Raw genomic sequence first — 22,251 nt, forward strand, 5'->3', positions numbered from 1 at the left:
ATCCCCTCACCGGGCTAATGTGGACCGCGTACGGCGCGGCTGATCGCGCGAACCGGATCGTCGGAGGGACAAAGCCGTGGAGGTCAAGATCGGCGTGCAGCACGCACCCCGGGAGATCGTGCTGGAGAGCGACCTGAGCGCCGAGGAGCTGGAGAGCATCGTCACCGCGGCGCTGTCCGGCAACGAGCCGCTGCTGAGCCTCACCGACAACAAGGGCCGCAAGGTCCTGGTGCCGTCCGACCGCCTGTCGTACGTCGACCTGGGTGAGCCGAGCGTGCGCAAGGTCGGCTTCGGCGCGCTCTGAGAACTGTCGCGAACGGCCCGGTGGTTGCCTCCACCGGGCCGTTTCCCTTTCTTCCGCTTCGGGTAGGACGGCAGTGACCCGGTTTGCCCTGACGTATGGGAGAGACCTCATGCTGCTGATGGAAGTGCTCGGCTCCGCTCTGTTGGGCCTCGCCCTGTCCGCAACAGCCGCCCGAGTGCTCGCACGCCGCCTGCCGTCCCGGAGAGTGGTGCTGGTCAGCGGTGTGCTGGGGGCGTTGTTCGGGGCGTATCTCACCCACTTCGCGCTGGGTCCCGGGCACAACACCCTGACCGCGACCTTCGTCGGCGGGGTGCTCGTGTCGGCGGTGGTCCTGTCCCTGTTGCTCCGTCCGGCCGCCGGGCCCCGCAGGCCCGCCCGCAGGACTCCGTTTTCACTCCCGTCACAAGGCTGACCCCTGAGGATCTCCTGACGGACGTACACCGGCCCCGGCGCGCATCGTGCGCGCCGGGGCCGGTGTACGAAGCCCCATCGGGCTCTGCGGAGGGGGCCGTCCGATCAGGCGGCGAGGCCGAGGGCCGCCATCCGCTTGGTGTGCGCCTTGGTGATCCGGGTGAACATCTCGCCGACGGCCGCCAGGTCGAAACCGGCCGCCATTCCGTCGACGCCGCCGACCAGCATGGTCGAGAGGGCGTCACGCTCGGCGACCACGCGCTGCGCCTGCGAGAGGGCCTCGCCCATCAGCCGGCGGGCCCACAGCGCGAGCCGGCCGCCGCAGCGCGGGTCCGCCTCGATCGCGGCGCGCACCTTCTCGACGGCGAAGTTGCCGTGGCCGGTGTCGTCGAGCACGCCGAGCACGAGCGCGCGGGTGTCGGTGTCCAGGTGGGAGGCGACCTCGCGGTAGAAGTCGCTGGCGATGGAGTCGCCGACGTACGCCTTGACCAGGCCCTCCAGCCAGTCCGAGGGAGCGGTCTGGCGGTGGAAGTCGTCGACGCCCTTGGCGAAGGGCTGCATGGCGGCGGTGGGCTCGACCTCGATGGCCGTGAGCCGGTCCCGCAGGCGCTCGAAGTGGTGGAACTCGGCGGATGCCATCGCGGCGAGCTCGGCCTTGTCGTCCAGGGTGGGCGCGAGCTTCGCGTCCTCCGCGAGGCGCTCGAAGGCCGCGAGCTCTCCGTACGCGAGCGCGCCGAGCAGGTCCACGACGGCGGCCCGGTACTGCGGCGAGGCAGAGGCGGTCGCCCAGTCCTGGGAAGCGATGCCGACGGCTTCGTCGGGTGCGCTGTCGTCGGCGGGCGAGGCGTTTTCTACGGTCGACATGCTCCGCACAATAGCCCGCCGAATGGCCCTCCAAGGCACCACACCGGTTGACCGCCCGTCCAGCTAAACGCGTCTACCCGGTGAATTCACCCGACACACCTGCGCGATTCCGGGGTACAGTGGTAAAGCGCCTGCCGGATACTCGGCGGGCCATCCGAATGAGGATGCCCGGTCGGTGGCCCGATCGGCTCCAACCGACCGCCCTCGGTGTGGTGCGTACGTTCATGCGTACCGCCTCCCACGAGGGGCCCCCTCAGCGGCAGATGCGCCTGAGCGAAGGCTAGTGGTCCCGCGCAGCTTCGTACGTAGCAGTACTGCAAGCACGGCACGGTACGACCCCCCTCGCCGCCTCGCGCCGCGTCTCACAGAAGAGGCAGCACCCTGACTACGTTCCGAGACCTCGGGATCCTTCCCGAAACCGCCGAAGCCCTTGAGGCCGTCGGCATCGTGTCCCCCTTCCCGATCCAGGAGATGACCCTCCCCGTCGCCCTTTCCGGCACGGACGTCATCGGCCAGGCCAAGACCGGAACCGGCAAGACGCTCGGTTTCGGCCTTCCCCTGCTGGAGCGGGTCACCGTCCCCGCGGACGTCGAGGCGGGCCGGGCCACGCCCGGGCAGCTGACCGACGCCCCGCAGGCCCTCGTGGTGGTTCCGACCCGCGAGCTGTGCACCCAGGTCACCAACGACCTCCTGACCGCGGGCAAGGTCCGCAACGTCCGTGTGCTCGCCATATACGGCGGCCGCGCGTACGAGCCCCAGGTCGAGGCGCTCAAGAAGGGCGTCGACATCATCGTCGGCACCCCGGGCCGCCTGCTCGACCTGGCCGGCCAGAAGAAGCTCGACCTCTCGCACGTCCGGGCCCTCGTCCTGGACGAGGCCGACGAGATGCTCGACCTGGGCTTCCTGCCCGACGTCGAGAAGATCATGAACTACCTGCCGGCGAAGCGCCAGACGATGCTGTTCTCGGCGACCATGCCGGGCGCGGTCATCGGCCTCGCCCGCCGGTACATGACGCAGCCGACACACATCCGCGCCACCTCGCCCGAGGGCGAGGGCGTGACCGTCGCCAACATCAAGCAGCACGTCTTCCGCGCGCACAACATGGACAAGCCGGAGCTGGTCTCCCGCATCCTCCAGGCCGAGGGCCGTGGCCTGGCCATGATCTTCTGCCGTACCAAGCGCACGGCGGCCGACATCGCCGAGCAGCTGGAGAAGCGCGGCTTCGCCTCGGGCGCCGTCCACGGCGACCTGGGCCAGGGTGCGCGCGAGCAGGCGCTGCGCGCGTTCCGCAACGGCAAGGTCGACGTGCTGGTGTGCACCGACGTCGCCGCGCGCGGCATCGACGTCGAGGGCGTGACCCACGTCATCAACTACCAGACGCCCGAGGACGAGAAGACCTTCCTGCACCGCGTGGGCCGCACCGGCCGCGCGGGCAACAAGGGCATCGCCGTCACCCTGGTCGACTGGGACGACATCCCGCGCTGGCAGCTGATCAACAAGGCGCTGGAGCTGGACTTCCACGACCCGGTGGAGACGTACTCCACGTCCCCGCACCTGTTCGAGCAGATGAACATCCCGGCCGGCACCAAGGGCATCCTGCCGCGCGCCGAGCGCACGCGGGCCGGCCTGAAGGCCGAGAACCTGGAAGACCTGGGCGAGACCGGCGGCCGCGGTGGCCGTGGCGGGCGCTCCGGTCCGGCCGCTGCCGCCGTGGTGACCGAGGAGCGCCCCGCGCGCACCCGTACGCCGCGTCAGCGCCGCCGCACCCGTGGTGGTGCGGAGCCGGCCGAGGGCGCCGAGGCCGCCGCCGTCACCCCCGTGGTGGACGCGCCGGCCGCTCCGGCCGCCGACGAGCCGCGCCGGCCGCGCCGCCGCCGCACCCGTGTGGGCGCGGTGCCGGCCCAGGCCGTGGAGGCCGCTCAGGCCGTGGAGACCGCTCAGGTCGTGGAGGCCGCCCCGGCCTCCGTGGTCGAGGCTCCCGTGGCCGCGGTGACCCCGGTCGTCGAGGAGGCCCCGGCCCAGCCGCGGCGCGCCCGCACCCGCAAGGTCGTGGAGAGCGCACCGGAGCCGGACTTCCAGACGGCCGCGCCCGTCGAGCCCGCGCCCGTCCGGGCGCGCCGCCCGCGCAAGATCGTGGCGAGCGCCCCCGAGCCGGACTTCCAGATGGCCCCGCCCGTCGAGCCGGTCAAGGCGCGGCGCACCCGCAAGGTCGCGGCCGCCCCGGTGACCCCGGTCGCCGAGGCCGCCGTCGTGGCCGAGGAGGCGCCGGTCAAGCCGAAGCGCACCCGGACCCGCAAGGTCGCGGAGGCGGCTCCGGTCGCCGCCGAGGCCGGCGCGGTGGCCGTGGCGGAGGAGGCTCCGGCCAAGCCGAAGCGGACCCGTACGCGCAAGGTCGCCGAGGCCGCTCCGGTCGCCGAGGCCGCCGCCGTGGCCGAGGAGGCGCCGGTCAAGCCGAAGCGCACCCGGACCCGCAAGGTCGCGGCCGCCCCGGAGGCGTAAGCACCCGAGCACCGCACCGACGGCCCCGTCCCCCTTCCGAGGGGGCCGGGGCCGTCGGCGTACCCGGGGTCGCCCGGGGGAGGCTGCGCCCGGAATCTACGGGCCGGTAACCTCTGGCGCATGAGCAAGCCGCCGCGCCTGACCCTGCCCTCCGCCGCCCGCGCGTACCTCCTCACCACCGATCGCGGCGCCTTCGCCGTACACGAAGCCGGTGAGCCCGTCCGCGGCACCGCCCTGCTGGTCCCCGGTTTCACGGGCAGCAAGGAGGACTTCATCGGCCTCCTGGAGCCGCTGGCCGCGGCCGGATACCGGGTGGTCGCCGTCGACGGACGCGGCCAGTACGAGAGCCCGGGTCCGCGCGAGGAGGCGCCGTACGCCCTGGAGGAGCTGGCGCAGGACGTGCTCGCGCAGGCCCGCGCCCTGGGTTCGGACCGCGTGCACCTGGTCGGGCACTCGCTCGGCGGGCTGATCTCGCGCGCCGCGGTGCTCCGCGACCCCGCGCCCTTCGCCTCGCTCACCCTGCTGAGCAGCGGCCCCGCCGCGATCACCGAGGAGCAGCAGGCGCGTACGAAGCTGCTGGTGGCGGCGTTGGAGGCGATGGGTGGCGACATGCCGGCCATCTGGGCGGCGATGCGCGCCCACGACCCGCAGGACGCGGCCGCGGACTCCGCCGAGCTGGCGGAGTTCCTGCGGGGGCGGTGGGTGGCGACCGTTCCCGAGCAGTTGATCGTCACGGGCCGGGTGCTGATCTCCGAGCCCGACCGGGTGGCGGAGCTGAGCCGGACCGGGCTGCCGAAGCTGGTCCTGTCGGGGGCCGTCGACGACGCGTGGCCGGTCCCGCTGCTGGACGAGATGGCCCGGCGCCTGGGCGCCGAGCGGGTGGTCGTCCCCGGGACGGGGCACTCGCCGAACGCCGAGGATCCGGCCGTCACGGCCGCCGCGCTGGCCGCCTTCTGGGACACCTGCACCGGCTAGTACTTAGCCAGTGAAAAAATTTCCTTAGCGTAGGGAATGATTGCGGCCTACACTTCGTTGAACCCTCTGCAAGGAGAACACTGACGAAGGGAGAAGCCCCATGCGCTTCGAGATTCTGCGCCTGGACGACGTCGACGGATCCGCCGTGGACAGCACCGTCGTGGACGCGGCCTCCGTCAACCGGATCGTGCAGCAGGCCGCAGCCGTCGGCCAGCGCATTCTGATCCGACCGGCCGAGAGCGCGTCCATCTGACGCCCGCACGAAACCGTTCGCGCCCCCGCACCGATCCGGTGCGGGGGCGTTCGCATGCGCGGGGCCGTCGGGTCAGGCGCCCCGTACGACCTGGAGCACGCCGTTGATGATCTGCTGGACGGCGATCGCCGAGAGCATCATGCCGGCGAGCCGCGTCACGAGGACGACGCCGCCGTCCTTGATGACCCGGATGATCACCAGCGAGTAGCGCATGGTGATCCACAGCACGACGTGCATGGCGATGATCGCGGCCCAGACGGAGACCTGGCCGACGGCCCCGTCCGCCTTCTGCACGGCCAGGATCACCGACACGATCGCACCGGGCCCGGCGAGCAGCGGCATGCCCAGCGGCACCAGGGCCACGTTCACGTCCTTGGTCTGCTTCGGCTCGTCGGTCTTGCCGGTGAGCAGGTCCAAGGCGATGAGCAGGAGCAGCAGACCACCGGCGATCATCAGCGCCGGGACGGAGACGTGCAGGTAGTCCAGGATCTGCTGACCGCAGATGCCGAAGACGGCGATGACACCGAAGGCCACGCACACGGCCTGCCAGGCCATCCGGCGCTGCACCTTGACGGGGCGGCCGGAGGTCAGGGCGAGGAAGATCGGCGTGATCCCCGGGGGGTCCATAATCACAAAAAGCGTGAGAAAAAGGGATCCGAAGACGGCGAAATCAAACACAGTGATGCCTTGCAGGAGAGAGGGGTGTCGCGAAGAAAGGCGGGGACGGGTGGAGCGGGCCGGGAGGGGCCGGTCAGCGCTCGCGTCCGCCGGCGCCGGGCACGGGGAAGGCCCCGGTCGCGCGGCGCGTGATCTCGCCGTAGATCTCGGGGTCGGTCGTGCACTCCCCGAGGCGGCAGGTCTTGCGGCTGCCGTGGTAGTCGCTGGACCCGGTGGCCAGCAGGCCGAGGTCGGCCGCCAGGCCGCGCAGCCGCGCGCGGGTGCCGGCGTCGTGGTCCATGTGGTCCACCTCGATGCCGTCCAGGCCCGCGGCCGCCAGCTCGGCTATCGCGGACTCGGGCACGCAGCGGCCGCGCTTGACGGCGGCGGGGTGCGCGAAGACGGTGACGCCGCCGGCCGCCTTGACCAGGCGGATGGCGTCGAAGGGGTCAAGCTCGTGCTTCTCGGCGTAGGCGCGGCCGCCGTCGGCGAGCCAGTCGGGCGTGAAGGCGTCCGAGACGGTGGGCACGACACCCAGCTCGACCAGGGCGGTGGCGACGTGCGGCCGCCCGACCGAGCCCTCCCCGGCGATCCGCGCCACCTGCTCCCAGGTGACGTCGACGCCGAGCGCCCGCAGCTTGTCGACCATGGTCCGGGCGCGGGGGGTGCGGTCATCCCTGACGAGCTCCCGCTCGCGGGCCAGCTCGGGCTCCTCGGGATCGAAGAGGTACGCGAGCATGTGCACGCCGATCCCGTCGAGCCGGCAGGACAGCTCGGCCCCGGTCACGAGGGTCAGTCCGGCGGGAAGGGCCGCGAGGGCCTCCCCGTATCCGCCCACGGTGTCGTGGTCGGTCAGCGCGACCACGTCCAGCCCCGCGGCGGCGGCATTGCGCACCAGCTCGGCGGGGGTGTCCGTACCGTCGGACGCCGTGGAGTGGGCGTGCAGGTCGATGCGCACAGCCGAGCTCCAGAGGTCGTACGGACAGGTGGGGGACGCTCCAGGATAACCGGGCGGAAGGGGCGCCCCTCCCCGGAGGGATCTACGCCGGGCCCAGGATGCGCGGGCTCAGGGCCCCGCAAGGAAGGAGCTCGACCTCCGCTCCCGCGTCGCGGAGGTCGGTGAGGACGAGCTCGTCGTACATGAGGAGGCCGGACTGCTCCGGCCAGACGATGGCCCAGAGCCACAGGCCCCTCGCCTCCCCCGCGAAGACGGCCCGGTCGTCCGGGGCTCCGTTCAGGTGCCACAGCGGGGTCGGGCGGCCCGCGGCGACGACCTTGGTGTGCGGCTGCGACGAGACGTCGATGTGGGAGCCGGGGTCGGGTCCGTCGATGCCCGCGTACCGCGCACCGAGTCCGACGCCCAGTTCCTCGGCGACGAGCACCAGCTCGCCGATGCCGCCCAGCGGGCCGGGGCCCGAACAGGCCACGGCCGTCGCCCGGCCGCCGCTGCGGTCGTCACCGGCGGACGCGATCCCGGTGAACAGCCATCCCACCGGCAGCGGCCACGGCATCCACACCGGCACCCGGGACCGGTGCACCACCACGCCCAGGCCTTCGACACTGGGCGGGATGACGGGTTGGAGGGGGTGGACGGCGCCGTGCAGCGCACAATGCCAGGAGTCGGAGAAGAGTCCGGGCGCCCTGACCCGGCCACCGCACTTCGGGCAACTTGGTTCACCCCTCATAGGAAGCCACGCTCCTCCCCGCCCGGCCGCCAGTCAAGGCGCGGTCACCCGTCCGGGCCGTCAGTCCAGCGCGACGGCGGTACGCAAAGGGTCCCTCAGGTCCGTCCCGCGCGCGAGCCAGCGTTCCTGGAGGGCGGCCGCCCCGTGGACCCGTTTCCACGCGGCCTCGTTCGCCGTCATGGGGAGCAGGGGCAGGAACTGCACGGGATCCATGGGCTCGTCGAGCTCAAGGTCCTCCACCAGACCGCCGGGTTCCGCCACGAGGACGGAGCTGAAGGGGGCCCCGTCCCAGAGCGGATCGCCCACGTCCAGCGAGGCCCCGGGAGCCACGACGAGCCCCTCGACCTGCGGGGACGCGGCCAGCACCGCGAGCGGCCTGAGCAGTTTGTCGGTGGGCGCCAGTCCTGCCCGTACGGTCAGCACGAGCTCGGCGCGCGGGCCCCGTACGGGGTCGGCGACCACGGCGGTCGGATCGGTCATCGGGTGCGCGGACATCCCGAGGGTCGCGTACCGCACGAGGTCGCCCTCGGCGAAACGGAGTACCTCGATGCGGTCGGTGCCCAGGAAGGTGACGGCGGCGCGGGCGTCGGGTTCACCGAACGCGGTGCGCAGCCGGGCCTCGACGAGGGCCAGAATTTCTGCCATGGAGCGAGCATAGAACTCGTATCAGGCGGGTAAAGGGCGGGTCTTGACCATCCGTCGGCTGATAGTGTTGACAGCTGTTCGGGGCCGCATGCCGAAGCATGCCTGGCATCCCGGAGACAGGACCTCCCCCACGGGGGACCGGCCGGAGGAGGTGGGGCTGCAGTGGATCGAAGTCGATCGTGCAGTACCAATCGCTCTTCCGCATCTGTGACGGACGCCTCCCGCTCCGTTTGATCTCCTGATCAGTAGAAGAGCGACGGCAGAACTTTGTCCTCCCGTCCTGTTCCCTCCCCCGAGCCCGGGCGTGCCCGCCCGCGGTCGTGGAGGGTCTCCCACCCGTACGGTCCGCAGCCGTGCGTGCGAAGGAGCCTGCCATGTCGATGCTGCCCTACCTGCGTGCGGCCGTCCGCCCGTCGCTGCGCAAGTCCAGCCCCGCCCAGCCCGGCTACGACACCACCCGTGACCCGTCGGCGAGCAGCGCGGTGGTCGACTGCGCCGTGTACCGCGACGGCCGGCGGATGCTGGGGCCGGCGTGTCTGACGCCGCGTGAGGCGATCCGCCGGGTCCGCGAGGACGGCGGTTTCGCCTGGATCGGCCTGCACGAGCCCACCGGGGCCGAGTTCGCCGGGATCGCCGCCACCTTCGGACTGCACCCGCTGGCCGTGGAGGACGCGGTCCACGCCCACCAGCGGCCGAAGCTGGAACGCTACGACGACACGCTCTTCACCGTCTTCAAGACGATCCACTACGTCGAGCACGCCGAACTGACCGCCACCAGCGAGGTGGTGGAGACCGGCGAGGTGATGTGCTTCACCGGCCCCGACTTCGTCATCACGGTGCGGCACGGCGGCCAGGGTTCCCTCAAGGGGCTGCGCCACCGGCTCCAGGACGACCCCGACCTCCTCGCCAAGGGCCCCTCGTCGGTCCTGCACTCCATCGCCGACCACGTCGTCGACGGGTACATCGCGGTCGCGGCGGCCGTGCAGGACGACATCGACGAGGTGGAGAGCGACGTCTTCGCCGCCCCCGCCAAGGGCAGTACGCGCGGCGGCGACGCGGGCCGCATCTACCAGCTCAAGCGCGAGGTGCTGGAGTTCAAGCGGGCGGTATCGCCGCTGCTGCGCCCGATGGAGCTGCTGAGCGAACGGCCGATGCGGCTGGTGGACCCGGACATCCAGAAGTACTTCCGGGACGTCGCCGACCACCTGGCGCGGGTGCACGAGCAGGTGATGGGCTTCGACGAGCTGCTGAACTCGATCCTTCAGGCCAACCTCGCGCAGGCGACCGTCGCCCAGAACGAGGACATGCGCAAGATCACCTCGTGGGCGGCGATCATCGCCGTGCCGACGATGATCTGCGGGGTGTACGGGATGAACTTCGACCACATGCCCGAGCTGCACTGGCGCTACGGCTATCCGTTGGTCATGGCCACGATCGCCGCCTCCTGCTTCACCATCCACCGCGCGCTGCGCCGCCACGGCTGGCTGTAGGGCGGGCGGAGGGACCGCCTACCCTGTCCGCATGACTCTCAGCACGCTCGACCTGGCCCTCGTCGAGGAGGCCACCAAGAAGTCCGGCCTGATCTGGGTCCGCGGCGCCGGGGCGGACCGCGCCCTGTGGCACGCCTGGGTGGACGGCGCGGCGCACGTCGTGGGCGACGGGCCCGGTGAGCAGCCGTTCCCGGGGCTGGCGGACGGCGCGGCGGCCGAGGTGACCGTGCGGAGCAAGGACAAGGGCGGCCGGCTGGTGGCCTGGACGGCGACCGTGCGCGAGCTCCCGCCGCGCGGCGAGGAGTGGACGGCGGCGGTGGCGGAGCTCAAGGGCAAGCGGCTGAACGCGCCCGACTCCGAGGACATGACGGAGCGGTGGGCGCGGGAGTGCCGGCTGCTGCGGCTGGAGCCGGAGTCGGCGCGGTCCGAACTGCCGGACGGCTCGCTGGCCGCGGCCCCGCTCGCCTCCCCCGCGACCACGCGCAAGCCGATCCCGGCGGGCCTCCCGAAGCTCCTCCTGAAGCGCAAGAAGGCCGCCCGGGGTTAGGACGTTCCGGCGAACCGCTCCACCGCTCCGCCGCCCTGCCGTGCCCCCGGGGGGCGGCTCAGGGCTTGGTGGGATTCGAGCCCTGGCCGGAGCCCTTGGAGGGGGCCGGCGCGGGCTCGCCGCTCTGGTCCTTCGTCGTCGGCAGCTGGGTGCCGTAGTCGACCGTCTGGTCCTGCGCGGGCGGGTCCAGCTGGAACGGCTTGCCCCACTCCGCGAGTTCGACCCGGCCGGCGCCGCCTGCGCGCTCCATGAGCAGCGGGTACGGGGTCCCCTCCAAGGACACCGAGAGCTTGCCGCCCTTGCCCGCGTCCGCGGTGACCTGGACCGCGCGGGTGTGCCCGACCTTCGTGTAGGAGCCCTTGGCGAGCTCGCCCTCCAGGCCGAGCAGCCCGTCCAGCAGGACGTCCATGTCGGTGAACCCGCGGAACTGCTTGTACGAGGGGTCGCCCTCGGGCACCTTCACGTACTTGTCGCCGAGCTTGCCGGCCGAGTCGGACTGCCCCCAGAACGCCGCACTCGCCTTCAGGTACAGCTGCTCGCCCACGCGCAGCAGCTGGAAGGTGTCGTCCTTCGACTTCACCTCACCGGAGCCGCCGTCCGACTTCAGCCGCATGTCGAGGGTGAAGGACTTGCCGCCGCTCACCAGCGTGCCGGACAGGTGCACCGAGTCGGCGCCCGTGGCGGCCGCCTTCGCCTTCTCCTCGATCTTGTCGGCGGAGAGCTTGCCGACACCGTTCGTGCCCTCGTCGGGGTCCTCCCCGCAGCCCGTACCGGTGACGGCGAGGCCCGCGCACAGCACACCGATGAAGGCGGCGCGGCGCAGCCGCGCGGCAGGGAAGTAGGCGGTCACGTGCGGGTGCCTCTCGTCGGTCGTCTGCGAGCAGCAGGCAGCGTACCCGCCCGTACGCCGCCGCCCGCGACCGCGCCCCGCGTGACGGGGTGGGAGACCCCGCCGGGCCCCGGGCGGACCGCCCACCAGGACGCTTGCCCGCGGCACGGGCTAGCCTGAGGGCCCATAAGACTGTTGGTGGACGCTCTAGGAGGCGCTCGGATGGCTGCAGGCGCCCCGCGGATCTTCGTCTCGCATCTGTCGGGTGTGCCCGTCTTCGACCCCAACGGCGACCAGGTCGGGCGCGTCCGCGATCTGGTCGCGATGCTGCGCGTCGGCGGCCGGCCGCCCCGGCTGCTGGGTCTGGTGGTCGAGGTGGTCAGCCGGCGCCGGATCTTCCTGCCGATGACGCGCGTCACGGGCGTGGAGTCCGGGCAGGTCATCACCACCGGCGTCGTCAACATGCGGCGCTTCGAGCAGCGCCCCACCGAGCGGCTGGTCCTGGGCGAGCTGCTGGACCGCCGGGTGACGCTGGTCGGCAGCGGCGAGCAGGTCACCGTCCTGGATGTGGCCATCCAGCAGCTGCCGGCCCGCCGGGACTGGGAGATCGACCGGATCTTCGTGCGGAAGGGCAAGGCGGGGGCGCTGCGCCGGCGCGGCGAGACACTGACGGTGGAGTGGTCGGCTGTGACGGGCTTCTCGCTGGAGGAGCACGGGCAGGGCGCCGAGAACCTGGTCGCCACCTTTGAGCAGATGCGCCCGGCGGACGTGGCGAACGTCCTGCACCACCTGACGCCGAAGCGGCGCGCCGAGGTGGCCAACGCCCTCGACGACGACCGGCTCGCGGACGTCCTGGAGGAGCTGCCGGAGGACGAGCAGGTGGAGATCCTCGGCAAGCTGAAGGAGGAGCGCGCCGCCGACGTCCTGGAGGCGATGGACCCGGACGACGCGGCCGACCTGCTCTCCGAGCTGCCGGAGGACGACAAGGAGCGGCTGCTGACGCTGATGCAGCCGGACGACGCGGCCGACGTGCGGCGCCTGCTGTCCTACGAGGAGAACACCGCGGGCGGTCTGATGACCACCGAGCCGATCGTGCTGCGGCCGGACGCGACGGTCGCGGACGCGCTGGCCCGCGTACGGCAGGCGGACCTGTCGCCGGCTCTGGCGGCGCAGGTGTACGTGTGCCGGCCGCCGGACGAGACGCCCACGGGCAAGTACCTGGGCACCGTGCACTTCCAGCGGCTGCTGCGGGACCCGCCGTTCACACTGGTCAGCTCGATCGTGGACACGGACCTGCCGCCGCTGCGGCCGGACGCCTCGCTGCCCGCGGTGACCACGCACCTGGCCGCCTACAACATGGTGGCGGTGCCGGTGGTCGACGAGAGCGGCTCGCTGCTGGGCGCGGTGACCGTGGACGACGTACTGGACCACCTGCTGCCGGACGACTGGCGGGAGACGGAATTCCATTCCGAGGAGGCCCTGCGTGGCCAGTGAGCGAGGGCGCTTCGACCGGGGGCGCGGAGAGCAGGCGCGTGAGCGGCGGCGCGAGCAGATCCGGGAGCGGCGCGAGCAGGCCCGGATGCAGGCGCGTGAGCACGGGCTGGCGGCGGAGGCGGCGGACCGTTCCGCCGAACGGGCGGGAAAGTCGGCCCAGAGCACCGGGTCGAGCGCGCTGACCCGCTCGCGGGTCCGCCTGGACCTGCCGCGCGCGCCGCGGCGCTCACTGCTGCCCGAGTACGACCCGGAGGCCTTCGGGCGGCTGTCGGAGAAGGTGGCGCGGTTCCTCGGCACGGGCCGGTTCATCGTCTGGATGACCCTGGTCATCGTGGTGTGGGTGCTGTGGAACATCTTCGCGCCGGACGACCTGCGGTTCGACAAGTACCCGTTCATCTTCCTGACGCTGATGCTGTCGCTCCAGGCCTCCTACGCCGCTCCGCTGATCCTGCTCGCGCAGAACCGGCAGGACGACCGGGACCGGGTCAACCTGGAGCAGGACCGCAAGCAGAACGAGCGGTCCATCGCCGACACGGAGTACCTGACCCGCGAGATCGCGGCCCTGCGGATGGGTCTGGGCGAGGTCGCCACGCGCGACTGGATCAGATCCGAGTTCCAGGACCTGATCAAGGAGATGGACGAGCGGCGGCTATTCCCGGCGGAACGTGATGAAGGCGACCGCTGACAGGCTTTCCTGAGCCGTGCTACCGAGCCGTACCATCGGGGCATGGCTACCGACACAAGCTCCGCCGCCGTGCCTGAGCAGGACGCGATCCTGGACGCTCTGGCGACGGTGAACGACCCCGAGATCCACCGGCCGATCACCGAGCTCGGCATGGTCAAATCGGTGGAGATCGGCGACGGTGGCGCGGTCGCCGTCACGGTCTTCCTCACGGTGTCGGGCTGCCCCATGCGCGAGACCATCACCAAGAACGTCACCGAGGCCGTCGAGAAGGTCGCGGGCGTCACCTCCGTCGCCGTCACCCTCGACGTGATGAGCGACGAGCAGCGCAAGGACCTGGCGGCCACCCTGCGCGGCGGCACCGCCGAGCGTGAGGTCCCCTTCGCCAAGCCGGGCTCGCTGACCCGCGTGTACGCGGTCGCGTCCGGCAAGGGCGGCGTCGGCAAGTCCTCGGTCACGGTCAACCTGGCCGCGGCGATGGCGGCGGACGGCCTGAAGGTCGGCGTGGTCGACGCGGACATCTACGGCCACAGCGTGCCGCGCATGCTCGGTGTCGAGGGCCGCCCGACCCAGGTCGAGAACATGATCATGCCGCCGTCGGCGCACGGCGTGAAGGTCATCTCCATCGGCATGTTCACTCCGGGCAACGCTCCGGTGGTGTGGCGCGGACCGATGCTGCACCGCGCCCTGCAGCAGTTCCTGGCGGACGTGTTCTGGGGCGACCTGGACGTCCTGCTGCTGGACCTGCCGCCGGGCACCGGCGACATCGCGATCTCGGTGGCCCAGCTGGTGCCGAACGCCGAGATCCTCGTCGTCACCACCCCGCAGCAGGCCGCGGCCGAGGTCGCGGAGCGGGCCGGCTCGATCGCCGTCCAGACCCACCAGAAGATCGTCGGCGTCGTCGAGAACATGTCGGGCCTGCCGTGCCCGCACTGCGACGAGATGGTGGACGTCTTCGGCTCGGGCGGTGGCCAGAAGGTCGCCGACGGGCTGACCAAGACGGTCGGCGCCTCGGTGCCGGTGCTGGGCTCGATCCCGATCGACGTGCGCCTGCGCGAGGGCGGCGACGACGGCAAGCCGGTCGTCCTGTCGGACCCGGACTCCCCGGCGGGCGCGGCCCTGCGCGCCATCGCCGGCAAGCTCGGCGGCCGCGCCCGCGGCCTCTCGGGCATGTCCCTGGGCATCACCCCGCGGAACAAGTTCTAGCCGGGCACGGCCCGCACCGGGCCGCGCAGCACGGGAAAGGGCACCGCCGGCCGGCGGTGCCCTTTCCCGTACCCGCCCGCCTACTCGTACGTCGCGAGGTCCGCGATCGCCGAGAAGCCGAGGCCGTACGCGCTCATTCCGCGCCCGTAGGCGCCCAGGTGGACGCCGCTGCCGGTCGAGCCGGCCAGCACCCACCCGAACTCGGACTCGCGGTAGTGGAACGGCGTCGGCTCCCCGTCCACCGGCAGCGACAGCGTCGACCAGTCGTCCCCGGCCAGGTCGTCCGCGAGCTCCCACGCGGCCTCGGTCTGCTGGTCGAGCCAGTCGTCGCGCAGGGAGTGGTCCATCTGCCCCGGCCAGCTGTAGGCCAGCAGCCCGGAGCCGGCCAGCCAGGCCGCCGAGGAGACCGAGGTGGCCTCCAGGACGCCGGTGCCGTCGCCGCTGCGGCGCAGCGGGTTGCTCGCCACGGTGATGACCACCGCGAAGCGTTCCTTCTCCCCGGTGGCGATCTCGCCCCGGGCGGAGGGCTCGTCCCCGTGACCGGTGGAGCCGTGCTCCACGGTCCCGTCGGCGGCGGTGCCGACCTGCATCAGCCAGCGGGGGCCGGTGAAGGCCCCGTCCAGCCCGTACCAGGGGAAGTCGGCGGCCAGGAAGCCCTCGGCCGTCCGCCGGGCGGCCGGCAGCGGTGCGGCGGCCTCCTGCGGCTGTGTGTCGGTCTGCGCGTCGGTCTGCGGTTCCTGCACGGGCGCGGCGGCGGTGGCGGGTGCCTCGGCGGTTTGCGCGCCTACCCGGCTACTGCTCGTCGTCTCCATCTGAGCGGCCTCTCGTTCCGTGGGGTCCGGAACGGCCCTCCCCCTCGCTGGGCTGGGGGGACCCCCTCCCTCGGGCGTCCTGGGTCCGGACAACAGATGGAGGATAGCCACCCGACCGCGAAACGCCGGGCAGGCCGTGTGTCACGTGGCGTCGGCGTCGAAGCGCGAGCGCTGTTCCTGGGCCGGGGAGACGGGCTTCTTGAGCAGATCGGGGCCCGTTCCGATGGGCGTGGCGGCGGCCGATGAGGAGGGCGCCGCGGGGGTGGCCCCGTCGCCGTTCACGGCGTCGGTGACGTCGTTCAGCTCCTTGCGGAGGTCGAAGCTGCTGCGGAGTTCCCTGAGGTCCTCGTTCTCGGTCAGCTGCTTGCGGATGAACGTCTTCGGATTCAGGTCCTCGAACTCGAAGTCCTTGAATTCCGGGCCGAGTTCGGAGCGGATGTCCTGCTTGGCGCTGTCCGAGAACGCACGGACCTTCCGGATGAAGCCGGTCACGTCCTGAATGACCTTGGGCAGCTTCTCCGGGCCGAAGACGAGGATGCCGAGCACCACGATCGTGACAAGTTCGAGTGCGCCTATGTCGTTGAACACCTTGCCGCTCCTCGGCTCTCTATCACTTCGGGCCCGAACACACGGTACCCGGCGTTGTCCACACACCCATACCTGTGTGCGGCCTCCGTGACGCTTTCACCCGCCCGTCACCCGCCGCTCATGATCCGTTCGCCGATCCGAGGACCACTTGCAGCGTGCGTTCGCGGCCCTCGCGCAACACGGTGAGGGTGAGCGGATCGCCCGGGCGGTGCGCCCTGATCTTGATGATCAGCTCGTCACCGCCCCGGACACGCTGTCCGTCCACCTTGGTGATGACGTCGCCGGCCTTGATCCCGGCACGTGCGCCCGGCCCGTCGGCGACCACGGACGGCTTGCCGTCCTCACCCTTGTCCCCGACCCGGGCTCCGTCGCCCGTGTAGTCCATGTCGAGGGTGACCCCGATGACGGGGTGCGTGGCGCGGCCGGTGCGGATGAGCTCCTCGGCGACGCGCTTGCCCTGATTGATGGGGATGGCGAAGCCGAGCCCGATGGAGCCGCCCTGGCGGCTGGGGTCGTCCTTGTCGGCGCCGCGGATGGCGCTGTTGATGCCGACCACGTGGGCCCTGGCGTCGAGGAGGGGGCCGCCGGAGTTGCCGGGGTTGATCGGCGCGTCGGTCTGCAGCGCGTCGACGTAGCTGATGTCGCTTCCGTCGCCCTTGTCGCCGCCCGCGGTGACGGGCCGGCCGGTGGCGCTGATGATGCCGGCGGTGACGGTGTTGGAGAGGTCGAAGGGCGCGCCGATGGCCACCACCGGGTCGCCGACCTTCACGTTCTCGGAGTTCCCCAGGCTCAGCGGCCGCAGGCCCCGTACGCCGCTGACCTTGACCACGGCCAGGTCGTACCCGGAGTCGCGGCCGACCAGCTCGGCGGTGACGCTTTCGCCGGTGCTGAAGGTGACCGCTATCTCCTTGGAGTCGGCGACCACGTGGTTGTTGGTCAGGATGTGGCCCTGCTCGTCGAGGACGAAGCCGGTGCCCGTGCCGCTGCCCTTCTCGCCCCGCACGTGCAGGGTGACCACTCCGGGGAGCGCGGTGGCCGCGATCCCGGCCACGCTCTCGGGTGCCCGGCCCTTGTCGGCGACGGCGGCCTGGGGGAGCTCCAGCCGGGTGCTGCTCTGCCGTTCGGCGAGGACTCCGACGTAGCCGCCGACCCCGCCGGCGAGCAGGGCGGTTCCGGCGCTGAGGGCCGCCACCTGCCACAGCCGGAATCCGCGCCGGTCCTTGCCGCGGTCCACGACCTGGAGCGGCTGCTCGCCCCAGGGGTCGTAGCGCACCTCGCGGGCCGGCGGTTCGCCGTCCGGGCCGGCTTCGCGTGCGGCAGGGACGCGGTCCTCGGCTGCGGGCTCCCGCCACGCCCCCCGGCCCGCCTCGTCCCCGGCTCCGGGCCGCGGGGCGGGCACTGCCTCGGGGCGGCCGTCAGCCGTGCCCTCGGGCCGGCTCCACCACTGTGGAGCCGGATCGGTCTGCTGCCTGTCGGCCATGGGCGCTCCCCGCGTACCTGTGCGCATGTGCAGCTGATTCAACCAGCTCCGGGGTCAGCGCAGCAGGGAGATCGGACGCGCGGGGCTCGCAGGGGTGGGGTACATGGGCGGCAGGGGGGTCGCGGCGGTCGACAGGAGGGTCGGGACGGCCGCGGGCGTGGGCATGCGTTCCCGGACCGACGCGTCGGCCACGGGCAGGGCGGGGCCGGTCCTGGAGGCGGGCGCGGGGGAATCCCCCCGGACGTTCGGGTCCAGGCCGTCCTGCGGCAGCGCACCGCCCAGGGCGAGCGCGGCCAGTGACACGGCTCCGGCGGCGACGAAGGCGAACCGACGGCGCGGCCGGCCCACCTCGTGTATGCGGAAACCCTCCTGCTGCGGCCGGGCGGCCGGGGACAGCCCGTACGCGAACGCGTCGAAGGGGCCGGCAGCCGTCGGGCCCGGCGGACCGCCGAGAGGGCCGGAGGAGCCGTCGGAGCCGCCGCCCGGCAGCCCCTGCAGCCGCGCCAGCAGTCCCGCGGACAGCGGCGGGGGCGCGCTCTCCACGAACATGGTCTTCAGGCGGCGCTGGGCATCGGCCTCGGCCTTGCACTTGGCGCATGTCGCCAGGTGGGCCAGGACCCGCTCCCGTGCGTCGTGCTTCAGCTCCCCGTCCACCAGGGCGGCGAGCCGGTCGCCCAGGTGCTGTTCGGCAGGAGACGGACTGACTTCGCTCACTCGGCTCCGCCCTCTCCCCCGGCGCCGGGGGCGCCCATGGACACGCCCGCCAGGGCGCGCTGCTCCGCACGGGCCTCGGGAGACCGGTGCTTGAGCGCCTTGCGCAGGTGCGAACGGCCCCGGTGGATACGGCTGCGCACGGTGCCGAGCTTCACGCCGAGCGTGGCGGCGATCTCCTCGTACGACAGCCCCTCGATGTCGCACAGCACCACGGCCGCGCGGAACTCGGGCGCGAGGGTGTCCAGCGCCTGCTGGACGTCCGCGTCGAAGTGGGTGTCGTGGAGCACCTGCTGCGGGGACGGCTCACGGCTCGGCAGCCGCTCGGCGGCGTCGTCGGCGAGCGCGTCGAAGCGGATCCGTTGCTTGCGGCGGACCATGTCCAGGAACAGGTTCGTCGTGATGCGGTGGAGCCAGCCCTCGAAGGTGCCGGGCGTGTACGTGGAGAGCGAGCGGAAGACGCGGACGAAGACCTCTTGGGTCAGGTCCTCGGCATCGTGCTGGTTACCCGTCAGACGGTAGGCAAGGCGGTAGACCCGCGCGCTGTGCGTGCTGACGATCTCCTCCCACGAAGGAGGGGTCCACGCCTGGGAGCCCGCATCGGCGGCAAAGGTCGCGGTGGTTGCGGCGTCGGCGGTGTGGAAGCGGTCAGCAATGTAGGTCACGGATTTCGGCTCACCCGCCGACCAGAAGAGGCGTCTCAGCACGCCCCTACGATCCACAGGCGCAGCCGCACCTCCCCTGTCGGCTCTGGTGGTGTCCAGTGGAGTCCCTACCATAGCCACCCCCTCTGTCAGCTCCGGATAAGCGTTTTTGCAGTATCTTTACGCGGGATTTAGGTCCCGGAGCGGCCCCGGCCGTCGATCTGCCCGGCGCCGTCCTTCTCATCCCGCATACACCCTGCACAACGCCCGGTCCCATCTGCGGGTTCCCGACGTCAGCGGATACAGTCACCGTTGCGCCAACTATGGGGACAGGAGAGGGTCATTACCGGCAACCGGCAGACGAGCTGGGCGTTCGCCGACGCGTTTGTCGCCGAGGACGACGCTCTGCGATGGGCCCGCGACCGGTCCAGGGAAGCGGGCCTGCGCTCCGTCTCCCCCGGCACCGGGGCCGCGCTGCGCCTGCTGGCCGCCACCGCGGACGCCAAGGCGGTCGCCGAGATCGGCACCGGAACGGGCGTCTCCGGCATCCACCTCCTGCACGGCATGCGCCCCGACGGGGTGCTGACCACGGTGGATCCCGAGCCGGACCGGCAGGCCTTCGCCCGCCAGGCCTTCCGCGCCGCCGGCTTCGCGGGCAACCGCGCCCGCTTCATCCCCGGCCGCGCCCTCGACGTCCTGCCCCGGCTCGCCGACGGCGGGTACGACCTCGTCTTCTGCGACGGGGACCCCACCGAGTCCCTCGACTACCTCGCCGAATCGTTGCGGCTGCTGCGCCCCGGCGGGCTGGTGTGCTTCGAAGGGGTCTTCTCCGACGGCCGTACGGTCGACTCCGCGGCCCAGCCTGTGGAGGTGCTCCGCGTCCGCGAGCTGCTGCGCAGCGTCCGGGAGAGCCCGGCCCTGGAGGCGGCGCTGCTGCCGGTGGGCGACGGGCTGCTCTGCGCCGTCCGCCGCTGAGCGCCGCACGCCGGCCGCGCGGCCCCTCCTGGGCTCAGCTCAGGAGCGCGAAGGTGAGCGCGGCCGTGCCGCCCAGGGCGGCGCCGGCGAGCAGCTGAGCCGGGGTGTGCGCCTTCAGCACCAGGCGGGACCAGCCGACGGCGGCGGCGATCAGCGCCGCGGGGAGCACCGGCGGGCCGAAGACGAGCGCCAGGATCATCACCGCGCCGCCGGCCACCGACATGTGGATCGATATCTGCCAGCCGACCGTGACCAGCAGGGACGAGACGAGGCCCACGAGCATCGCGACGACGAGCGCGAAGACCTCCCCGGGTGCGCCGAGGACGTGCAGCAGGGTGATCCCGGCGACGACGGAGAGCAGGCTCAGACCCATCGGGACGAGCCGCTGGCGCCGCACCCGAATGTGCTGGTCGGTCAGTGCCCCCCGGCGGACGCCGAGGACGATGACGGCGATCGGGACCACGCCGCAGAACAGGGCGCCGAGCAGGCCCCAGCCGAGCCCGGTCCACGAGGCGGTGCTGTGCCAGCCGATCAGCAGGAGCAGGGCCACCACCAGGTTCGCCGGCGCCAGCACGTCGGAGAGGACCCGGGCCGCCTTCTGGCGGGGGCTGCAGTCCGCGAAGGCGGGCGGCGCAGGCGGGGAGAAGGTCACGGCGTGGCTCCGGAGGGATCTGTCCTCGAACACGACACAACGCTGCCCCGGCCGCTGATCGCGGTCGGGGCAGCGCAGAGAATGCAGAAGGTGGAAGTGCTGTCAGCGTCCTTGGGGGGTCAGCCGACGACCTTCTTCAGGGCGTCACCCAGGGCGTCCGCCTCATCAGGGGTCAGTTCGACGACAAGCCGACCGCCGCCCTCGAGCGGTACGCGCATGACGATGCCCCGCCCCTCCTTGGTGACCTCGAGCGGGCCGTCGCCCGTCCGCGGCTTCATGGCCGCCATGCTCGTTCCCCTTCCTGAAACCAGCTCATCGTCAGCCGACGGCCCCGTTCAGGCGCCTAATACCCGGCATCGAACACATTGCTTCCCAGCCATTATCCCGCATGTCAGGACCCGATGACCAACATCGCCCGGGAACGCTTGCGCAACGCGCTCGACCAAAACCACTCATTTCGGGGACCCGCCTGCGATACTGCGCCGCCGCACCCCGGGAACGGCTCCGGCTTTCTTTGACGCACATCACATGTGCGCACCGCGTCCGGTCCGCCATGCTGGCCCTTGCACCGGCCGGTACCGGCCGGTAGCCAAGCCCGCGACGAAGGGGGACCCCCTGCCATGGCCGACAGCGTGCTCTACGAAGTGACCGACGGACTCGCGACCATCACGATCAACCGTCCGGACGCGATGAACGCGATGAACACCGAGGCCAAGGTCGCCCTGCGCGACGCGGTCGAGGCCGCGGCCGGGGACACGGCGGTACGGGCCGTCCTGCTGACCGCGACCGGAGACCGGGCCTTCTGCGTGGGCCAGGACCTCAAGGAGCACATCGGCAACCTCGCCTCGGACCGCGAGAGCGGTACCTCGCTGACCATGAGCACGGTCGCCGACCACTACAACCCGATCGTGCGGGCGCTCACCGAGATGCCGAAGCCGGTCGTGGCCGGGGTGAACGGCGTGGCGGCCGGGGCGGGCTTCGGCTTCGCGCTGGCGGCGGACTTCCGGGTGGTCGCCGACACCGCCTCCTTCAACACCTCGTTCGCCGGGGTGGCGCTGACCGCCGACTCCGGGGTCTCGTGGACCCTCCCCCGCCTGATCGGCGGCTCCCGCGCCGCGGACCTGCTGCTCTTCCCGCGGTCGGTCAAGGCCCAGGAGGCGTACGAGCTCGGCATCGCCAACCGCCTGGTGCCCGCGGGCTCCCTGCATGCCGAGGCCGAGGCGGTGGCCCGCACCCTCGCCGCGGGCCCCACGGTCGCGTACGCCGCGCTGAAGGAGTCCCTCGCCTACGGGGCCTCCCACTCCCTCGCGGACGCCCTGGCCCACGAGGACGTCCTCCAGACCCGCGCGGGGGCCTCCGAGGACCACGGCATCGCCGTCCAGGCCTTCCTCGCGAAGCAGCCCCCGAAGTACCTCGGCCGTTAGGCTCCCGCCCGGGGACGCCGCCGCCGGTGCTCGGCCCCAGACCCCGCGCCTCAAACGCCGGCGAGGCTGAATGGTGCGGCGCAGCTGGACGGTGTGCGGCGCAAAGACCGGGCTCCGCCCCGCACCCCGCTCCTCAAACGCTGGCGAGGCTGAATGGTGCGGCGGGGTCGGATGGTGGGCGGAGGCCGGAGTAGCGCGCCGCAGCTGGACGGCGCGGCCCAAAAACCGGGGCTCCGCCCCGCACCCCGCTCCTCAAACGCCGGAGGGGCTGAATTTGCGCGGCGAGGCTGGATGGTGGAACGGGGCTGAGGGATCGGGGCAGCCGGGCCGGTTGGGACGGGGGTGGGTGTGTGTCGGGGTGATCCCCGCAGGGTGCCGAACGCAACGAGGCTGCGCTCTCCGACCCCTCGACACGTTCGGCGCC

At 72.2% G+C, this 22,251-nt stretch carries 25 protein-coding genes; 12 read left to right on the forward strand and 13 right to left on the reverse strand.

From position 1 onward, the window contains the following. Positions 1-76 precede the first annotated feature (76 nt). Positions 77-304 carry a DUF3107 domain-containing protein gene (locus tag IF88_RS0111595; protein ID WP_030709995.1) on the forward strand — a complete coding sequence of 76 codons (228 nt, stop codon included), beginning with the start codon at positions 77-79 and terminating at the stop codon, positions 302-304. A 109-nt stretch (positions 305-413) separates the two neighbouring features. Beyond that, on the forward strand, positions 414-716 hold the full coding sequence (locus IF88_RS0111600) for a hypothetical protein (protein ID WP_199808062.1): 303 nt from the start codon (positions 414-416) through the stop codon (positions 714-716). Between the two features lie 104 nt (positions 717-820). Here the strand turns inward: IF88_RS0111600 and IF88_RS0111605 are convergent, their stop codons facing one another. Next, positions 821-1,579: a ferritin-like fold-containing protein gene (locus IF88_RS0111605; protein WP_030709997.1), complete on the reverse strand. Its 759-nt coding sequence runs from the start codon at positions 1,577-1,579 to the stop codon at positions 821-823. Between the two features lie 447 nt (positions 1,580-2,026). Between IF88_RS0111605 and IF88_RS0111610 the strand changes: the two genes are divergently transcribed. The 3 genes from IF88_RS0111610 (at position 2,027) to IF88_RS47215 (ending at position 5,306) form a co-directional block, all read left to right on the forward strand. Then, positions 2,027-4,078: a DEAD/DEAH box helicase gene (locus IF88_RS0111610; RefSeq protein ID WP_030709999.1), complete on the forward strand. Its 2,052-nt coding sequence runs from the start codon at positions 2,027-2,029 to the stop codon at positions 4,076-4,078. 120 nt (positions 4,079-4,198) lie between these two features. Next, the gene (locus IF88_RS0111615) at positions 4,199-5,053 is read left to right on the forward strand and encodes an alpha/beta fold hydrolase (protein ID WP_030710001.1); all 855 of its coding nucleotides are present in this window, start codon (positions 4,199-4,201) and stop codon (positions 5,051-5,053) included. A gap of 100 nt (positions 5,054-5,153) precedes the next feature. Next, the gene (locus tag IF88_RS47215; RefSeq protein ID WP_199808063.1) at positions 5,154-5,306 is read left to right on the forward strand and encodes a hypothetical protein; all 153 of its coding nucleotides are present in this window, start codon (positions 5,154-5,156) and stop codon (positions 5,304-5,306) included. Between the two features lie 72 nt (positions 5,307-5,378). On the opposite strand, the gene IF88_RS0111625 is transcribed toward IF88_RS47215, so the two are convergent. From IF88_RS0111625 to IF88_RS0111640, 4 genes are all read right to left on the reverse strand, one after another. Then, positions 5,379-5,984, reverse strand: coding sequence for a MarC family protein (locus tag IF88_RS0111625; protein ID WP_030710003.1), 606 nt, complete (start codon positions 5,982-5,984; stop codon positions 5,379-5,381). Positions 5,985-6,057: 73 nt separating this feature from the next. Next, a complete protein-coding gene (locus IF88_RS0111630; RefSeq protein ID WP_030710004.1) occupies positions 6,058-6,921 on the reverse strand; it encodes a PHP domain-containing protein in 864 nt (287 codons plus the stop codon). A gap of 82 nt (positions 6,922-7,003) precedes the next feature. Beyond that, positions 7,004-7,648, reverse strand: a complete 645-nt coding sequence (locus tag IF88_RS0111635; RefSeq protein WP_030710010.1) for a DUF6758 family protein — start codon at positions 7,646-7,648, stop codon at positions 7,004-7,006. Between the two features lie 60 nt (positions 7,649-7,708). Beyond that, positions 7,709-8,293 carry a suppressor of fused domain protein gene (locus IF88_RS0111640; protein WP_030710013.1) on the reverse strand — a complete coding sequence of 195 codons (585 nt, stop codon included), beginning with the start codon at positions 8,291-8,293 and terminating at the stop codon, positions 7,709-7,711. Positions 8,294-8,667: 374 nt separating this feature from the next. On the opposite strand from IF88_RS0111640, the gene IF88_RS0111645 reads away from it, so the two are divergent. Together IF88_RS0111645 and IF88_RS0111650 are read left to right on the forward strand one after the other, a co-directional pair. Then, complete coding sequence (locus IF88_RS0111645) at positions 8,668-9,783, forward strand: magnesium and cobalt transport protein CorA (protein ID WP_030710015.1); 1,116 nt, start codon at positions 8,668-8,670, stop codon at positions 9,781-9,783. Positions 9,784-9,814: 31 nt separating this feature from the next. Continuing rightward, positions 9,815-10,330 (forward strand): hypothetical protein, encoded by a 516-nt coding sequence (locus IF88_RS0111650; protein WP_030710017.1) that lies wholly within the window; start codon positions 9,815-9,817, stop codon positions 10,328-10,330. Positions 10,331-10,388: 58 nt separating this feature from the next. On the opposite strand, the gene IF88_RS0111655 is transcribed toward IF88_RS0111650, so the two are convergent. Then, the gene (locus tag IF88_RS0111655; protein ID WP_051836737.1) at positions 10,389-11,180 is read right to left on the reverse strand and encodes a hypothetical protein; all 792 of its coding nucleotides are present in this window, start codon (positions 11,178-11,180) and stop codon (positions 10,389-10,391) included. A gap of 201 nt (positions 11,181-11,381) precedes the next feature. On the opposite strand from IF88_RS0111655, the gene IF88_RS0111660 reads away from it, so the two are divergent. From IF88_RS0111660 to IF88_RS0111670, 3 genes are all read left to right on the forward strand, one after another. Then, a complete protein-coding gene (locus IF88_RS0111660; RefSeq protein ID WP_030710020.1) occupies positions 11,382-12,653 on the forward strand; it encodes a magnesium transporter MgtE N-terminal domain-containing protein in 1,272 nt (423 codons plus the stop codon). A gap of 85 nt (positions 12,654-12,738) precedes the next feature. Continuing rightward, positions 12,739-13,338: a DUF1003 domain-containing protein gene (locus tag IF88_RS0111665; protein WP_051836746.1), complete on the forward strand. Its 600-nt coding sequence runs from the start codon at positions 12,739-12,741 to the stop codon at positions 13,336-13,338. 42 nt (positions 13,339-13,380) lie between these two features. Then, positions 13,381-14,541, forward strand: coding sequence for an Mrp/NBP35 family ATP-binding protein (locus IF88_RS0111670; protein WP_234323491.1), 1,161 nt, complete (start codon positions 13,381-13,383; stop codon positions 14,539-14,541). Positions 14,542-14,621: 80 nt separating this feature from the next. Here the strand turns inward: IF88_RS0111670 and IF88_RS0111675 are convergent, their stop codons facing one another. From IF88_RS0111675 to sigE, 5 genes are all read right to left on the reverse strand, one after another. Then, complete coding sequence (locus tag IF88_RS0111675) at positions 14,622-15,353, reverse strand: hypothetical protein (RefSeq protein WP_030710026.1); 732 nt, start codon at positions 15,351-15,353, stop codon at positions 14,622-14,624. Between the two features lie 141 nt (positions 15,354-15,494). Further along, entirely contained in the window at positions 15,495-15,941 is a 447-nt protein-coding gene (locus IF88_RS0111680; RefSeq protein WP_030710028.1) for a sec-independent translocase, read from the reverse strand. 118 nt (positions 15,942-16,059) lie between these two features. Continuing rightward, on the reverse strand, positions 16,060-17,421 hold the full coding sequence (locus IF88_RS0111685; protein ID WP_037805715.1) for a trypsin-like peptidase domain-containing protein: 1,362 nt from the start codon (positions 17,419-17,421) through the stop codon (positions 16,060-16,062). A gap of 54 nt (positions 17,422-17,475) precedes the next feature. After that, entirely contained in the window at positions 17,476-18,135 is a 660-nt protein-coding gene (locus tag IF88_RS0111690) for a zf-HC2 domain-containing protein (protein WP_030710033.1), read from the reverse strand. Continuing rightward, entirely contained in the window at positions 18,132-18,911 is a 780-nt protein-coding gene (sigE, locus tag IF88_RS0111695; RefSeq protein ID WP_199808064.1) for an RNA polymerase sigma factor SigE, read from the reverse strand. The genes IF88_RS0111690 and sigE overlap by 4 nt, the downstream gene beginning before the upstream one ends. Positions 18,912-19,088: 177 nt before the next feature. On the opposite strand from sigE, the gene IF88_RS0111700 reads away from it, so the two are divergent. After that, entirely contained in the window at positions 19,089-19,751 is a 663-nt protein-coding gene (locus tag IF88_RS0111700; protein ID WP_030710037.1) for an O-methyltransferase, read from the forward strand. A 34-nt stretch (positions 19,752-19,785) separates the two neighbouring features. Here IF88_RS0111700 and IF88_RS0111705 read toward each other — a convergent pair whose 3' ends face one another. Next, on the reverse strand, positions 19,786-20,436 hold the full coding sequence (locus IF88_RS0111705) for a phosphatase PAP2 family protein (RefSeq protein WP_234323492.1): 651 nt from the start codon (positions 20,434-20,436) through the stop codon (positions 19,786-19,788). An 86-nt stretch (positions 20,437-20,522) separates the two neighbouring features. Then, positions 20,523-20,690 carry a DUF3117 domain-containing protein gene (locus IF88_RS43385; RefSeq protein ID WP_003966491.1) on the reverse strand — a complete coding sequence of 56 codons (168 nt, stop codon included), beginning with the start codon at positions 20,688-20,690 and terminating at the stop codon, positions 20,523-20,525. A gap of 333 nt (positions 20,691-21,023) precedes the next feature. Here IF88_RS43385 and IF88_RS0111715 point away from each other — a divergent pair, with 333 nt between their 5' ends. After that, positions 21,024-21,827 carry an enoyl-CoA hydratase/isomerase family protein gene (locus tag IF88_RS0111715; RefSeq protein ID WP_030710042.1) on the forward strand — a complete coding sequence of 268 codons (804 nt, stop codon included), beginning with the start codon at positions 21,024-21,026 and terminating at the stop codon, positions 21,825-21,827. Positions 21,828-22,251 lie beyond the last annotated feature (424 nt).

Origin of the sequence: Streptomyces sp. NRRL F-2580 (assembly GCF_000720115.1) — a bacterium.
GTDB lineage: Bacteria > Actinomycetota > Actinomycetes > Streptomycetales > Streptomycetaceae > Streptomyces.

What these genes read in the sequence shown, in the direction of transcription:
- IF88_RS0111600 (WP_199808062.1), top strand. Translation starts at nt 414, where the DNA reads ATGCTGCTGATGGAAGTGCTCGGCTCCGCTCTGTTGGGCCTCGCCCTG.
- IF88_RS0111605 (WP_030709997.1), bottom strand. Translation starts at nt 1,579, where the DNA reads ATGTCGACCGTAGAAAACGCCTCGCCCGCCGACGACAGCGCACCCGAC.
- IF88_RS0111615 (WP_030710001.1), top strand. Translation starts at nt 4,199, where the DNA reads ATGAGCAAGCCGCCGCGCCTGACCCTGCCCTCCGCCGCCCGCGCGTAC.
- IF88_RS47215 (WP_199808063.1), top strand. Translation starts at nt 5,154, where the DNA reads ATGCGCTTCGAGATTCTGCGCCTGGACGACGTCGACGGATCCGCCGTG.
- IF88_RS0111635 (WP_030710010.1), bottom strand. Translation starts at nt 7,648, where the DNA reads ATGAGGGGTGAACCAAGTTGCCCGAAGTGCGGTGGCCGGGTCAGGGCG.
- IF88_RS0111640 (WP_030710013.1), bottom strand. Translation starts at nt 8,293, where the DNA reads ATGGCAGAAATTCTGGCCCTCGTCGAGGCCCGGCTGCGCACCGCGTTC.
- IF88_RS0111645 (WP_030710015.1), top strand. Translation starts at nt 8,668, where the DNA reads ATGTCGATGCTGCCCTACCTGCGTGCGGCCGTCCGCCCGTCGCTGCGC.
- IF88_RS0111650 (WP_030710017.1), top strand. Translation starts at nt 9,815, where the DNA reads ATGACTCTCAGCACGCTCGACCTGGCCCTCGTCGAGGAGGCCACCAAG.
- IF88_RS0111660 (WP_030710020.1), top strand. Translation starts at nt 11,382, where the DNA reads ATGGCTGCAGGCGCCCCGCGGATCTTCGTCTCGCATCTGTCGGGTGTG.
- IF88_RS0111665 (WP_051836746.1), top strand. Translation starts at nt 12,739, where the DNA reads ATGCAGGCGCGTGAGCACGGGCTGGCGGCGGAGGCGGCGGACCGTTCC.
- IF88_RS0111670 (WP_234323491.1), top strand. Translation starts at nt 13,381, where the DNA reads ATGGCTACCGACACAAGCTCCGCCGCCGTGCCTGAGCAGGACGCGATC.
- IF88_RS0111675 (WP_030710026.1), bottom strand. Translation starts at nt 15,353, where the DNA reads ATGGAGACGACGAGCAGTAGCCGGGTAGGCGCGCAAACCGCCGAGGCA.
- IF88_RS0111685 (WP_037805715.1), bottom strand. Translation starts at nt 17,421, where the DNA reads ATGGCCGACAGGCAGCAGACCGATCCGGCTCCACAGTGGTGGAGCCGG.
- sigE (WP_199808064.1), bottom strand. Translation starts at nt 18,911, where the DNA reads ATGGTAGGGACTCCACTGGACACCACCAGAGCCGACAGGGGAGGTGCG.
- IF88_RS43385 (WP_003966491.1), bottom strand. Translation starts at nt 20,690, where the DNA reads ATGGCGGCCATGAAGCCGCGGACGGGCGACGGCCCGCTCGAGGTCACC.
- IF88_RS0111715 (WP_030710042.1), top strand. Translation starts at nt 21,024, where the DNA reads ATGGCCGACAGCGTGCTCTACGAAGTGACCGACGGACTCGCGACCATC.